Here is a 13,221-nt window from a genome sequence, read left to right on the forward strand (position 1 = left end):
TTGCCGTCAAAGCCGTAGCGGCGATCAAGACGCCAAGCGGGCTTACTTACCGAGTTTTCTGCGCTGGACCCGGGTACGGCGAAGCAGCTTGCGGTGCTTCTTCTTCGACATGCGCTTGCGCCGCTTCTTGATGACTGAACCCATGAACTCCGCTATCTGCTTCTGCTCGCACCGCTGTCGCTGCGGCGCCGCTGAACGTGATCGACCCGGTCACCTTACCCGTAGACAGGCGCGCAGCAGAAAACCGGCACCTGACCCGGACCGACGACGAGGCCGACCCCGGGCGTCGCCGTGCGGCGACGCCCGGGGGGCGCTTACCTGTCGACGGACTTTCAGCCCGCGTCGAAGAAGGAGGTCTCCAAGAGGTCGTGCACAGCCTTGGCGTGCACCCGGAAGGACCGTCCAACCCGTACCGCGGGCAACTCGCCGTTGTGCACCAGGCGGTACACCGTCATCTTGCTGACCCGCATCAGCGCGGCCACCTCGGCCACCGTGAGAAATTGTGCCGTGTCCCGCGCCGAAGGCCCGTTCGCAGACGTCATCGCTACCCATTTCGATCAGGCACGTGCAGTCTCAGCGGCTTCCCCTCCGCTGCACCCCACACGCACAGACATAGAGGAGGATAGCGGGACGAATGGGGTTTCTGCGACTGGTGAGAGCCAAAATGTGAAAAATAAGTGAACTACTCGGATGTAATTCTTAGCTGCTCAGAGCGGTTTTTCGCAGCTTGTACCGCCCTGTCCACTGCCGTCCGGAACCCGCCGGCCTCGAGTTCGCGAATTCCGGCCGCAGTGGTGCCACCGGGCGAGGTCACCATGGCCCTGAGCCCCGTCGCGGCGGTGTCGATGACCACACCGGCCTCGCCCGACGCCGCACTGCGCTCCTCAGCCAGCATCTGTGCCGATCCGGCCATGGTCTGCACCGCCAGATCGGTCGCCGTACGCCGGCTCAGGCCGACCGCAACCCCGGCGTCCACCAGGGCCTCCACCATCAAGAAGAAGTAGGCCGGCCCGGAGCCCGACACCGCGGTCAGCGCATCGAGCTGTTCCTCCGGCACGATCGCCACGGTGCCGACGGCCTCGAACAGCGCGGCCACCTCGTCGACCTGTTCGTCGCCGGCGAACCGGCCCCTGGCCAGCCCGCTGGCCCCGGCACGGACCTTGACCGGAGTGTTGGGCATCACCCGGATCACCGCGGCACCGGCGGGCAGCTTGGACTCGACGTACCCGGTGGTGACACCGGCGACGATGGTCACCAGCACCTGGTCGGCGCTGTCGCCCGAGGACGCGGTGACGTTCTTGGCGAATTCCGCGACGACGCTGTCCACGTCCTGCGGCTTCACCGCGACGATCACGATCGGGGCGTTCTCCATGGCGTCGGCGACCGTGGTCACCAGCACCGAATACTTCTCGGAGAGTTGCCGGGCCCGATCCGCGAAGCGTTCGGCCACCACCAGGTCCTTGACCGGGTGGCCCGCTGCCAGCAGGCCTCCCAGCAGGGCCTCACCCATGTTGCCGCCGCCGATGATCGCGATTCTGGACATTGCGACAGCATAGGCAGAACGGCGCTAGCGGGCCGGGACCATCGCCAACTGGCGCGACTGCACCACGATCCGGCCCGCCGAGTCGACAACGGTGTGGTCCTCGTCGAACCAGTCCTGGCCGATCTGCACGCAGCTGCAGATCACCCGCAGCCAGCCGTCGGCCGGGATGGCCCGCAGGTAGGCGGTGAGCTGCACGGTGGGCGCCCAACCGGCGCGTTCGACGGCGTGCGTCACCGGCGCGGACACGTCGCCGCACAGCAGCGCGAACAGCACGTCGGGTGGGTCGTCCTTGGGCCGCACCCACATCTCGATCACCGGCGGGCCGCCATCCGAACGCGGGCCGAGCGTGGTCAGCGCCGGCCTGATGTCGCAACCATGCGCCAGGTGCACGATGTGCTCCATCGGATGTCCCGGACCGATCGGCTCCAGGCCGGGCGGCGGCTCTGGCGTCATCAACGGCACCACCGGGTTGAACGACAGCAGGGGCGGCGCCTGGTGTTCGGGCTCACCCAGGGTGACGACGGTGCGCACCGCGGTGCGATCACCCTGGTTGAGTTCGACGTCGACGAGGCTGACCCGGCGACCGCGCTTGCGGATCGTGGCCACCAGCCGCATCGGGCCGGGGTCGGGCGCCCACAGATAGCTGGCGGACACCGCCACCGGCTGCGGCCCGCCACCAAGGGTGGTGCGGGCGGCGTTGGCGCACAACGCCAGCATCGCCCCACCGTGCACCTTCGGACCGATCGTCCAGTGCTCGTTGAGCTCACCGGTAAACGACGCGACATCGCCGTCTTCGGCGATCCGGGTCAGCCGCATCGCGTCGGCAAACGAGGTCGACTGGTTCATCGGCATCCTTGAAGTCTCAGCGCAGCAGATGCGTCCGGGCGAATTGCAGCGACTCGGTCAGCAGCGCCTCGCGCTCATGGGGCGAGCGGGCCTGCGAGGTGGTCACCTCCAGCACCACGTGGCCGACGAAGTCACCCGCGGCCAGCAGCTGGCACACCTCGGCGGCGGGCTGATCGCCGCGGCCCGGCACCAGATGCTCGTCGGCCGGCAAACCGGTGCCGTCGCACAGGTGCAGGTGGGTCAGGCCCGAGCCCATCCGCCGGGCCATCTCCAGCGCGTCGGTGCCGGCGGTGGAGGTGTGCGAGAGGTCCAGGGTGTAGTGGGTGTGGTTGCCGTCCAGCGGGTCGTGCGACGGCGCGAACGCAGAAACGCCCACGCCCGGCCCGCCGCCCCGGCGGCGCATCCGTTCGCGGGACTGCTCGCTGCCGAAGAACCGGTCGGCCCGGAACGGGAACATGTTCTCCACCGCCACGGCCACATCGCCGGCGGCCTCCAGCTCGGCAACCTGGTCGCTGAAGCCGTCGGCGTAGCGCCGCTGCCAGCGGAACGGCGGATGCACCACGACGGTCTGGGCACCGAGCTGCTCGGCTGCCCGAACGCTGCGCTCCAGCTTGGGAATTGGGTTCGCGCCCCACACCCGCTGCGAGATCAGCAGGCACGGCGCGTGCACCGAGAGCACCGGCATCCGGTACTTGCGCGACAGCCGCCGCACGGCACCGACGTCCTGACTGACCGACTCCCCCCACACCATCAGCTCGACGCCGTCGTAGCCCAAGCGCGCCGCGTACTCGAAGGCGGCCTCGGTCTTCAGCGGGTAGACCGATGCCGTCGAAAGTCCGACCTTGATGGCTGGGCGCACGAGCTAATAGTGAACGGCTAACCAGCGTGCAGCGCCAGCGGCCCCAAAGTCACCAGCAGGCCGACCGCAACCGCGATCAGAGTGCTGACGACGTCGGGGGTCTTGCGGACGACCTGCACCGCTGTCACCAACCCGAGCGTGACCAAGACTGTGAGCACCAGCGCGACGATGCTGTTCCACCGCCACAACTGGTCGAATGCGATGAACAGCCCACCGCCGAATGCGACCGCCAGGATCGACTGGAACACCACCAGGGCTCCGCCGACCACTCCCGCCGGCCCGACGGGGGCGTCGTCGTAATCCTCGTCGCGGCCGTAATCGTCGCGGTCGTCGCCGGCTTCCGCCCGGACGGAATCGTCGAGATCACCCGCGATTTCATCGTCGAGGTCATCGCCGCGGCCCGCTCTGCGCAACGGCCGGATCGACCGGTCCAGGCTGACGCCGGACGGGTTCAGGTAGGAGCGGATGAACGCCGAATCCTCAACGGGCGGATCAGCGTCGCGGGCACCGGCGTCGATAGCCTTGATGGCCTCGATGTCTAGGTCGACGCCCAGGTCATAGGTGTCGACCGGATCCGGCCGCATCTGCTCGGCTCCGGAGCCGGGCGGTTCAGCGAGCCCCGACGCAGGAGAGGCGAAGCTGGGACCGCCCAATGAGCCGGGCGGTTCAGCGAGCCCCGACGCAGGAGAGGCGAAGCTGGGATCCGGCTCCTTCGCCTCCGCCGCGGCTCGGGTGTCCTCCTGCACCGGACCCGCCTGTTCGGGGACCGGCTGCTCGGAACGCCGCAACGGCCGCGGGTACGCGCTCTGCTGCGGCCCGGAGCTGCGCGCGGGCTGCTGCGGCGACTTGGGCCAGCGCGGCTCGGCGGGTCGCTCGACCAGTCTTTCGACCGGCCGGGGCCCGGTCGGCGGCCGATCGTCGTCGGCGAACCCGGGTGCGGCAACGACCGGCAGCGCCCCGCTGGCGGGAGCATCGGGTTCGGGAGGCGCGTCGTCGTCGCGGATGATCGGGATCTCGCCGGTCAGCTCGGCGACGGTGACCGCGTCGGCGTTGCCCCGCCTGCGCCGACGGCGTCCGGAGGGCGGCGGGGCACCGATGTTGCCGTTCTTGGCCAGCAGTTCGGCGACTGAGATCGGCCGCGTCTCGATGTCGCGGGGGTCGGGTTTGGGTCCGGTCATCGCCGGTGTCCCTCCGTCCCGCGGGCCGCCATCTCCATCGACGACGACTCCAGCAGGGTGGCGTCGTCTTCGCTGTCGAGCCAGCGCATGATCAAGCCCTCCCGCAGTGCCCACGGGCAAATCTCAACCGCTTCGATCGACAGCGCTCGCATACTCGCTTCCGCCACCAGCGCGCCCGCCACGATCTGCGGTGCCCGGTCGGCACTGACCCCTTCCAATTCGGCACGATCTGCCGTGGTCATCCTAGAGATGAATGATATGAGCTGCCTAAGGCCTGTGGCGGTCAAAGTGCGCCGTACCCGCGGCCCGGCAGCCGACGGCGCCGCTCCGGTGAGCCGGGCCAGCGAACGAAATGTCTTGGAGCTGGCCACCGCCAGATCGGGGACGCCGGCGTCGAGGACGACCGCGGCAGCCCCCGCCAACTCGGTGTCCAGCCAGTCCCGCAGCATGCCCACCCGGCGTCGGCCGGGCGGGTCCTCGCCCAGCCACTCCCGGGTGAGCCGACCGGCCCCCAGCGGCAGCGACAGCGCCACGTCCGGCTCCTCGTCGACACCGTTGGTCATCTCCAGCGAACCGCCGCCGATATCGAGGTTGATGATCCGCCCGGCGCTCCAGCCGAACCAGCGCCGCACCGCCAGGAAGGTGAGTCGGGATTCGTCCTCCCCCGCCAGCACCTGCAGGCCGACCCCGGTCTCCGAGCGCACCCGGGTCAGCACCTCCTCGGAGTTGGACGCATCACGCACCGCCGAGGTGGCGAACGCCATCAGTTCGGCGCAGCCCGAGCTGGCGGCGATCTTGGCGAATTCGCCGACCGTCGACACCAGCTTGTCGGCACCGCGCCGGGTGATCTTGCCTGAGCTGTCGGTTGCCTCCGCCAGCCGCAGGGTGGCCTTGGTCGAACTCATCGGGGTCGGGTGACCGCCCCGGTGGGCATCGACCACCAACAGGTGGACGGTATTGCTGCCGACGTCGAGCACGCCTAATCGCACGCACCCAACTTAGTGGGGCGACGCGCCGTCGTCGCGAATTTCTGGTCTAGCGTGGAGTTTTGTGACCCCAGCGCAACCCAGCCCCCGCCCCGGTGAGGTCGGCCTGGACTTCGCCCGCGAATGGGTGGAGTTCTACGACCCGGACAACCCCGAACACCTGATCGCGGCCGATCTGACCTGGCTGCTTTCACGCTGGACGTGCGTTTTCGGCACCGCGGCCTGCAAGGGCATCGTGTCCGGGCGCCCCGACGACGGATGCTGTTCGCACGGTGCGTTCCTGTGCGACGACGACGATCGCGCCAACCTCGACGACGCGGTGTCGAAACTCACTGACGCCGACTGGCAGCTGCGCGACAAGGGCCTGGGCAAAAAGGGCTATCTGGAACTCGACGAGAACGACGGCGAGCAGCAGCTGCGCACCCGAACCGTCAAGGGCGCCTGCATCTTCTTGAACCGGCCCGGATTCGCCGGCGGCGCCGGCTGCGCCCTGCACATCAAGGCGGTGCGGCTGGGGGTGGAGCCGCTGACCATGAAGCCGGAGGTGTGCTGGCAGCTGCCGATCCGGCGCAGCCAGGAGTCGGTGACCCGCCCCGACGACACCGAGATCCTCAAGACCACGATCACCGAGTTCGACCGGCGCGGCTGGGGCCCCGGCGGCGCCGACCTGCACTGGTACTGCTCGGGCGACCCGGCTGCGCACGTCGGCAGCAGGCAGGTCTGGCAGAGCCTGGCACCGGAGCTCACCGAACTGTTGGGCGAGAAGGCCTACGGCGAGCTGGCCACGATATGTGCGCGCCGAAACGAGCTGGGGCTGGTGGCCGAGCATCCTGCAACCCGGGCCGCACGAGACCTACCGGACTGACCGACGCCGGAGATGTCCATTTCTGTGGCTATCGGTTCGTCACCAGCAGGAAAGCGGGCTGAACGGCCGCTTTTCCCACCCGAGCGTGTGCGGAGTCACGCAGAAATGATTTTTGGCCGAGCGCTCAGATCGGTATGATCAGGTTTGACCATCGCGTAGCGCAGGACCGTCGGGGTCGGGCTGTGGATATTGAGGAACTCGCCCTACGCAGGCATGGCCCTGTCCTACACACGCCCGATGGAGATTCATGATCAGGACCGAGATGCACACCATCGATATAGATCTGGACCATAACGGACACACCGCGCCGGTTCTTCTTCGGCCCCCGGTGGTTCTGGAGGCGCGCGGCCTGAACAAGCAGTTCGGTGAAGGCGATTCGGCGACACCGGTATTGCGCAACATCGATCTTCAGATCACCCGCGGCGAATTCGTCGCCCTGGTCGGCCCCTCGGGATCGGGCAAGTCGACGCTGCTCAGCATCCTCGGCCTGCTGGACCTGCCGACCTCCGGCGACGTCATGATCAACGGTCAGAGCGTCTCGCAGCTGTCCCGCAAGCAGCTGGCCACCGTGCGATGCCAGACCCTCGGCTACGTCTTCCAGGCCTTCAACCTGCTGGCCGGCCTGACGGTCGCGGAGAACGTCATGCTGCCGGGCCTGCTGGCCGGCCGATCCGGCCGCGAACAGCACGCCCACGCCATGAACCTGCTCGACCAGGTCGGCCTGGCCGCGAAGTCCAAGCGCACCCCATCAGAGCTGTCCGGTGGCGAACAGCAGCGCGTGGCCGTGGCCCGGGCATTGTTCATGAAGCCCGATGTCATTCTCGCCGACGAGCCGACCGGTAATCTCGACACCAATAACGGACAGCGCGTCATGGACGCGCTATATAACCTCAATGCGGCTGGCCAGACAATTGTTCTGGTAACCCACGACCGGAAGATCGCCGACGACGCCCCGCGTTTGGTTTCGCTACTCGACGGCGAAATTGAAACCGACAGCGGAATGGCACACACGCCCAATAATGTGACATGGCTCGCGGAACATTAGCCGCGACTTTCGGCCTGCTCCGGATTATCAATTTTCGGGCCGTTCGTAAACACGCATTCCGGGCCGCACTGGCGGCATTCTCGCTCGGCGGCGGCGTCGCCGTGGTGGTGGCCGTCATGATCGAGGTCACCAGCGTCTCCAAGGCCGTCGACGACGTCGGCTACCAGATCGCCGGACCCGCACCGGTGCGCGTGGTGGGCGCCGCGACACGTGGTGGCATCAGCCCGTCCGTCATCGAGAACGCCCGTACGGTTCCCGGCGTCGCCGCCGTGGTGCCCGTGATCCGCGGTGTGACGATGATCCGCAACGACGGCAAGGAGACCTTCGGGCTCGCCCTGGGCGCCGACTGCTCGGCGCAGTGGATCGTCAACCCCAAGGTCTGCCAGTCCGGCCAGCACGAGCCGCCCCCGGCGATCTCGCAGGTCCTGGGCGACAAGCTGGACTCGTCGGCCAACCTGGTCACCGACGTCGGACAGCTCTCGCTGGAGAAGTTCCAGCGGGTCTCCGACCTCGACGACGTCAACAACGGCCTGGTCGCGGTGCTGCCGCTGAGCATGGCCAAGACCCAGTTCGCCCGCGGCGACCGGGTCGACATGATCTACGTGACGCTGACCAAGGACGCCGACGCCGACGCGGTCCAGCGGGACCTGAAGACCACCCTGGGACCCACCTACAACGTGCAGCCCCGCAGCGAGCCGGCCCGCGGCTACAACGTCAACGACGTCCTGCTGCCGCTGCTGGGCATCTTCGCCCTGATCTCGGTGGGCGTCGGCGTCATCCTGATCACCCAGATCACCCGGCTGTCCGTCGAGGAACGCCGCCGCGAGATCGCCATCGCCTCCGCGCTGGGCGCGTCACCGGCGTCGATCATGACCGGATTCCTCAGCGAGGCAGGCCTGTTGGGCGCGGTCGGCTCGGCGATGGGCGTGGCGACCGGCGTCGTGATCTCCGAACCCATCGTGGCCAGCGCCAGCGAACTCACCGAGCGATTCGTCGGCGTCACCGTCCCGGTCGTCCTCAAACCGGCGATCCTGGTGGCCGGCATCATCGCCGGCATCCTGCTGGCGATCGGGGCCGCACTGGGCCCGGCGCTGTCGGCGTCGAACACCCCGATCGCGGCCGAACTGTCCGGGCGGGCGGCTCAGGAGCAGACCACCCAGCGCAAGATCTGGTTCAAGGCGCTGCTGCTGCTGGCCATCGGGCTCGGCGGAGTCATCGCCGCCCGACTGGCGACGCTGTCCGGGGCCCTGGCGGCCTGGCAGGCCATCATCGCCGACCTCGGCGCCGTCGTCGCCCTGATCGGCCTGCTGCTGGCCACCGCCTATCTGAGCGCGCAGGCCATCACCAGCTTGCGGCCCAAGTCGAACAAGTCGCACGGGGCCTCGGTCACGATTGCGCTCAACGCGCTGCGCTCCGACCGATCGCGTACCGCGGCCATCTCCGGCGCGATCGCGGTACCCGTCGTGGTGGCCATCCTGCTGTCCGGTTTTCTGGTCGCGATCCACATGGGCGCCACCAAGGTCGCCGAGTCACAGGCCGACGGACGCGTCGCCATCACCACCACGCAGTTCGCCGACTACGGGCCCATTGACGCCCGATTCGCCCCGCAGACGGTCAACAAACTCAACGCGCTGGCCGGCGTGGCGAAAACCGAGCGGATGGCCGAAATCGAGATCAGTCTCAAGGACGGGTCGCTGGCGCATATTCAGGCTCAGGACCGGCCGACATTTCCATTCGGATTACTCGCCGGTCAATCCCCGGAGGCGAGCCAGAAAGCCAATGAAGTCGTCATCGGCAGCGTGCTTGCACGCGAGAAGGGTCTCCACATCGGTGACACACTCGTATTCGGAAGTGGACTCGACGCCCAGGCGATGAGTATCGGCACCATTGTTGCCACCCCCGAATACGGCGGCCGGCGCATCTATATGCCGTACTCGATCGCCGAGCAGATCTACGGCCCGCAGCCCGCCGGGCTGATCTTCGCGACCCCGGCGGACGGATTCAGCTCCGACGAGGTCATCGACAGCATCAGCGGAGCGCAGTTCGACCAACCCGTGAAAGCGGTCGACACCGCCGGCTACGCCTCGGACATCGCCACCTCGATCGGCCGCTACCTGACTCCGCTGAACACCCTGAAGTTCGGTCTGCTGGCCATCGCCTTCGTCTCGGTGCTCTCGACGCTGCTGCTGGTCGGCATGAGACGCAAGCGCGAGGTCGCGCTGATCCAGGCGCTGGGCGCCACCCGGTTGAGGGTGTTTTCCATCACCACCATCGAGGCCGTCATCGCCGGTGCCGCCGGCGGGCTGTTCGGCGGGGTGCTCTCGATCGCGATCTCCGAAGCGGTGCGCCGCGCGGCCGTCGTCAATGTCGGACTGGTCACGCCGCTGGTGTTCCCCTGGACCGACGCGCTGATGTACGCGGCGCTGGCCACCGTCGCCGCGGTCTTCGCGGCCATCATCCCGGCCTGGAAGAGCACCCGGGCCACCCCGGCCACCGAGCTTCGCGACGAGTGAGCAACGCCTAACCCCACCGCCGACACGAAGGATGCAATGACAGCGAACGCCCCGACCGTGCCCGGCTTCACCGGCGATGCCATCTACCCGGGCGATCGCCTGTACGAGAAGGTGCGCCAGGTCTTCAACGGCATGATCGACAAGCGGCCACAGGTGGTGCTGCAGTGCCGCTCGCAGGACGACATCGTCGCCGCTGTGCGCTACGCGGTGGACTCCGGCGCCGAGATCGCGGTGCGCAGCGGCGGTCACAGCGTCGCCGGCCACTCGACCACCGATGGCGGGATCGTGATCGACCTGTCGCTGATGCGCGAGGTGCGGGTCGACATCGAGGCGCGGGTCGCCTACGTCGACGCCGGTGCCAACTGGGGTGACGTGGACAGGGTCACCAGCGTCCACGGTCTGGCCACCCCCGGCGGGGTGGTCTCGACGACGGGTGTCGGCGGCTTCGGTCTCGGTGGCGGCATCGGATGGCTGTCCCGCGCCCACGGCATGACCTGCGACAACCTGATCGGCGCCACGCTGGTGACGGCTTCCGGCGAGGTCATGACGGTCAGTGAGACCGAGAACGCCGACGTGCTGTGGGGCCTGCGGGGCGGTGGCGGCAACTTCGGCGTGGTGGCGCAGTTCGTACTGCGGCTGCACCCGATCGACGGGGTGATCGCCGGCGTGCAGTCCTACCCCGACACCGACGCCGAGGCGGCGCTCAAGCACTTCCGGGCCCAGATGGACAACGCACCCGATCACCTGGCGTCCATCCTCGACTTCTCCTCCGACCTCACCACGGGGCAGTCACTGGTCAACGTGCTGGCCTGTTCGACGCGGACCGACCAGGTCGGCAGCGACGACGTCAGTGCCCTGCTGAACGTTCGCGGGGTGGCCGCCAAGCCGGTGGTGGCGGTGCAGCACAAGCTGGACTACTCGACGTGGCAGCAGGCCCTGGACTACACGGCGCCGTACGGCTGGCTGAACTACTGGAAGTCGCTGTTCGTCACCGAGCTCACCGATGAGGCGATCCGGCGTATCGCGCTGCTGGGCCGGTCGCGGCCCTCGGCGCAGACCCGGCTGCACCTGATCCGGCTCGGCGGGTTCGCCAGCCGGGTTCCGCCGGAGTCGACGGCCATCGTGGCCCGCGAGCACCCGTACATCATTCATCTGATGACGACCTGGACCGATCCCGCCGACAGCGCGCGCTGCACGGCATGGGCCAAGCAGGCCTTCGAGATCCTGCGGCCACTCGGCCCCGCCGGTGCCTACCTGAACTTCGTCGGCGACGAAGGCCAGGACCGCATCCGGGCCACCTTCGGTGACGACGGCTACCGCCGCCTGGCCGAACTCAAAGCCCGTCTGGACCCGACCAACCGGTTCACCCGCAACCACAACATCGAGCCCGCGAACAGCTGACGAATTTGGTGTGTCGCCACCGCGCACACATCTAGGGGCAACGCAGGCTAGGTATTGTGGCCCAAGGGGGAAAGGACGCAAGGATGCCTGCCGCGCACGATGACGATTTAGCGTTCGCCGGTGTGGCGCGCCTCGCGCAGTTGGTGCAGCAGAGGGAAGTGGCACCGCGCGAGCTGGTGACGCTGTACCTGGACCGGATCGCCCGACTCGACCCGGTTCTCAACGTGTTCCGCACGGTGTTGGGCGACCGGGCGATGACCGAGGCCGCGCAGGTCGAGCAGCGACTGGCCGCCGGGGAGCAGCTTCCGCTGGCGGGCGTACCGATCGCGGTCAAGGACGACACCGACGTCGCGGGCGTTTCGTCGATGTGCGGCACCGGAATTGACGTCGGCCCGGCCAGCACCGACAGCGCCGCGGTGCGCCGGCTGCGCGCCGCCGGCGCGGTGATCATCGGCAAGACCCACCTCTCGGAGTTCGGCGCCTACCCGGTCTGTGAATCGGCGACCTGGGGCGTGACGCGCAACCCATGGGACCTGTACCGCACACCCGGCGGCTCCAGCGGCGGTTCGGCCGCGGCGGTCGCGGCCGGGATGGTGCCGGGCGCCACCGGTAGCGACAGCGGCGGTTCGGTGCGGATCCCGGCGGCGTGCTGCGGGATCGTCGGGCTCAAGGGGCAGCGCGGACGGATCAGCACCAAGGAGTCGCCCGAGCGCGCCTACCGCTTCCACGGCCTCAACCACATCGGGCCGCTGACCCGTAGCGTCTACGACGCGGCACTACTGCACGACATGATGACCGGGCCCGAGCCGGACGACGAAATCCCTTCTCCCCCACCGGCGCCGCCGCTCATGGACGCGCTGCGGGCGCCCACGCGGCCGCTGCGGATCGCGATGTCGTTCAAGCCGGTGGTCCCGGTGAACGTGAGTGACGAGGTGCGCCGGCCGGTGCTGGAGACCGCGGAGCTGCTGCGTTCACTGGGCCACGAGGTCGTCGAACGTGACCCGGTCTATCCGGTGATCGCGATCCCGGCGGTGCTGGCCATGTTCATGAACGGGTTCGCGCACGAGATCGCACGGCTGCCGAGAACCGAACTGCTGGAACGGCGGATGCAGGCCGAGGCCCGCACCAGCCGGCTGGTCCCGGACTGGGTTGCGCGGCGCGCGGTCGCCGCCGAGCCGCGCATCACCGCCCGCTCGCAGCGTCGGATCGCCGACTTCGACATCCTGATGACCCCGGTGGTGGCGATGCCGCCGGTGCAGGTGGGCTATTTCGAGGGCTACGGACCGACCCGCGCCATGCTGCGGATGCTGAAGTTCATCCCGTTCACCTTCCCGCAGTGCTACAGCGGCCAGCCGGCGATGTCGGTCCCGGTCGGCATCGATGCGGCCGGTATACCCGAGGCGGTCCATCTGGTGTCCCGGGCCAACGACGAGGCCACGCTGATTTCCCTTGCGGCACAGATCGAATCGGTGCAGCCGTGGATTGCGCGCCGGCCCCCGACGGAGTTGCTGCTGAGTCAGGTCGGCTAGCCGGAGTCCTGCCCCGGAAACAAGAAATGCCCCTTGGCGGGGCATTTCTCGTCTGTTGCGGTCGGCCGTTACCCGTCGGCGCCGCGCGCACCCGAGTTGCCGGGGGTGCCGTCCGGGCCGCCGTTGCCGCCGACGCCGCCGGCACCACCGGTACCCCCGTCGCCGGAGTTGACGCCGTCACCCCCGGCGCCGCCCACACCGCCGTCACCGCCGTCGGTGCCGTTGACCAGGGTGGCGCCATCCGGACGGGTGGTGCCGCCGTCGACGCCCTCGCCGCCGCCGCCGCCGGTGCCGCCGTTGCCGCCGGTGCCGGTCTGGCTGGCACCGCCGGCGCCTCCGGCGCCGCCGTTGCCGCCGACGGCGTTGACGCTGCCGTTCTGGCTGGAGCCGCCGTCGCCGCCGTTACCGCCGAGACCGCCGGTGCCGGATTCGCTGGTGCCACCGGCACCGCCGTCA

13 protein-coding genes are annotated in these 13,221 nt (G+C 68.7%); 5 read left to right on the forward strand and 8 right to left on the reverse strand.

Translation table 11 applies throughout. The features are described 5' to 3' along the window. Positions 1-42 precede the first annotated feature (42 nt). From K6T84_RS20645 to K6T84_RS20675, 7 genes are all read right to left on the reverse strand, one after another. The gene (locus tag K6T84_RS20645; RefSeq protein ID WP_003402602.1) at positions 43-144 is read right to left on the reverse strand and encodes a 30S ribosomal protein bS22; all 102 of its coding nucleotides are present in this window, start codon (positions 142-144) and stop codon (positions 43-45) included. A 188-nt stretch (positions 145-332) separates the two neighbouring features. Continuing rightward, positions 333-542, reverse strand: a complete 210-nt coding sequence (locus K6T84_RS20650) for a helix-turn-helix domain-containing protein (RefSeq protein WP_224864335.1) — start codon at positions 540-542, stop codon at positions 333-335. A gap of 140 nt (positions 543-682) precedes the next feature. Further along, complete coding sequence (gene proC, locus K6T84_RS20655) at positions 683-1,543, reverse strand: pyrroline-5-carboxylate reductase (protein ID WP_224864334.1); 861 nt, start codon at positions 1,541-1,543, stop codon at positions 683-685. A gap of 24 nt (positions 1,544-1,567) precedes the next feature. Then, complete coding sequence (locus K6T84_RS20660) at positions 1,568-2,389, reverse strand: thioesterase family protein (protein ID WP_224864333.1); 822 nt, start codon at positions 2,387-2,389, stop codon at positions 1,568-1,570. A gap of 16 nt (positions 2,390-2,405) precedes the next feature. Beyond that, on the reverse strand, positions 2,406-3,248 hold the full coding sequence (locus K6T84_RS20665; protein ID WP_224864332.1) for a sugar phosphate isomerase/epimerase family protein: 843 nt from the start codon (positions 3,246-3,248) through the stop codon (positions 2,406-2,408). A gap of 17 nt (positions 3,249-3,265) precedes the next feature. Further along, a complete protein-coding gene (locus K6T84_RS20670; RefSeq protein WP_225401302.1) occupies positions 3,266-4,426 on the reverse strand; it encodes an Rv0497 family membrane protein in 1,161 nt (386 codons plus the stop codon). Further along, a complete protein-coding gene (locus K6T84_RS20675; protein ID WP_224864330.1) occupies positions 4,423-5,415 on the reverse strand; it encodes a Ppx/GppA family phosphatase in 993 nt (330 codons plus the stop codon). The genes K6T84_RS20670 and K6T84_RS20675 overlap by 4 nt, the downstream gene beginning before the upstream one ends. Positions 5,416-5,476: 61 nt before the next feature. Between K6T84_RS20675 and K6T84_RS20680 the strand changes: the two genes are divergently transcribed. From K6T84_RS20680 to K6T84_RS20700, 5 genes are all read left to right on the forward strand, one after another. After that, positions 5,477-6,277, forward strand: coding sequence for a DUF3109 family protein (locus K6T84_RS20680; RefSeq protein ID WP_225401301.1), 801 nt, complete (start codon positions 5,477-5,479; stop codon positions 6,275-6,277). A 247-nt stretch (positions 6,278-6,524) separates the two neighbouring features. Next, positions 6,525-7,322 (forward strand): ABC transporter ATP-binding protein, encoded by a 798-nt coding sequence (locus K6T84_RS20685; protein WP_224864328.1) that lies wholly within the window; start codon positions 6,525-6,527, stop codon positions 7,320-7,322. Continuing rightward, complete coding sequence (locus K6T84_RS20690; RefSeq protein WP_225401300.1) at positions 7,304-9,835, forward strand: FtsX-like permease family protein; 2,532 nt, start codon at positions 7,304-7,306, stop codon at positions 9,833-9,835. Before K6T84_RS20685 ends, K6T84_RS20690 begins: the two co-directional genes overlap by 19 nt. A gap of 36 nt (positions 9,836-9,871) precedes the next feature. Next, positions 9,872-11,236 (forward strand): FAD-binding oxidoreductase, encoded by a 1,365-nt coding sequence (locus tag K6T84_RS20695; RefSeq protein WP_225401299.1) that lies wholly within the window; start codon positions 9,872-9,874, stop codon positions 11,234-11,236. An 83-nt stretch (positions 11,237-11,319) separates the two neighbouring features. Then, a complete protein-coding gene (locus K6T84_RS20700) occupies positions 11,320-12,765 on the forward strand; it encodes an amidase family protein (protein WP_225401298.1) in 1,446 nt (481 codons plus the stop codon). Positions 12,766-12,833: 68 nt separating this feature from the next. Here K6T84_RS20700 and K6T84_RS20705 read toward each other — a convergent pair. Beyond that, the coding region (locus tag K6T84_RS20705; RefSeq protein ID WP_329786816.1) for a hypothetical protein at positions 12,834-13,221 on the reverse strand (388 nt) is incomplete at its 5' end.

It is taken from the genome of Mycobacterium zoologicum (assembly GCF_020181635.2).
GTDB classification, from domain to species: Bacteria; Actinomycetota; Actinomycetes; order Mycobacteriales; family Mycobacteriaceae; genus Mycobacterium; species Mycobacterium zoologicum.

Bases quoted from the DNA above. Each gene is read 5' to 3' on its own strand.
- K6T84_RS20660 (WP_224864333.1), bottom strand. From the start codon at position 2,389: ATGAACCAGTCGACCTCGTTTGCCGACGCGATGCGGCTGACCCGGATC.
- K6T84_RS20645 (WP_003402602.1), bottom strand. From the start codon at position 144: ATGGGTTCAGTCATCAAGAAGCGGCGCAAGCGCATGTCGAAGAAGAAG.
- K6T84_RS20690 (WP_225401300.1), top strand. From the start codon at position 7,304: ATGGCTCGCGGAACATTAGCCGCGACTTTCGGCCTGCTCCGGATTATC.
- K6T84_RS20650 (WP_224864335.1), bottom strand. From the start codon at position 542: ATGACGTCTGCGAACGGGCCTTCGGCGCGGGACACGGCACAATTTCTC.
- K6T84_RS20695 (WP_225401299.1), top strand. From the start codon at position 9,872: ATGACAGCGAACGCCCCGACCGTGCCCGGCTTCACCGGCGATGCCATC.
- K6T84_RS20685 (WP_224864328.1), top strand. From the start codon at position 6,525: ATGATCAGGACCGAGATGCACACCATCGATATAGATCTGGACCATAAC.
- K6T84_RS20670 (WP_225401302.1), bottom strand. From the start codon at position 4,426: ATGACCGGACCCAAACCCGACCCCCGCGACATCGAGACGCGGCCGATC.
- K6T84_RS20700 (WP_225401298.1), top strand. From the start codon at position 11,320: ATGCCTGCCGCGCACGATGACGATTTAGCGTTCGCCGGTGTGGCGCGC.
- proC (WP_224864334.1), bottom strand. From the start codon at position 1,543: ATGTCCAGAATCGCGATCATCGGCGGCGGCAACATGGGTGAGGCCCTG.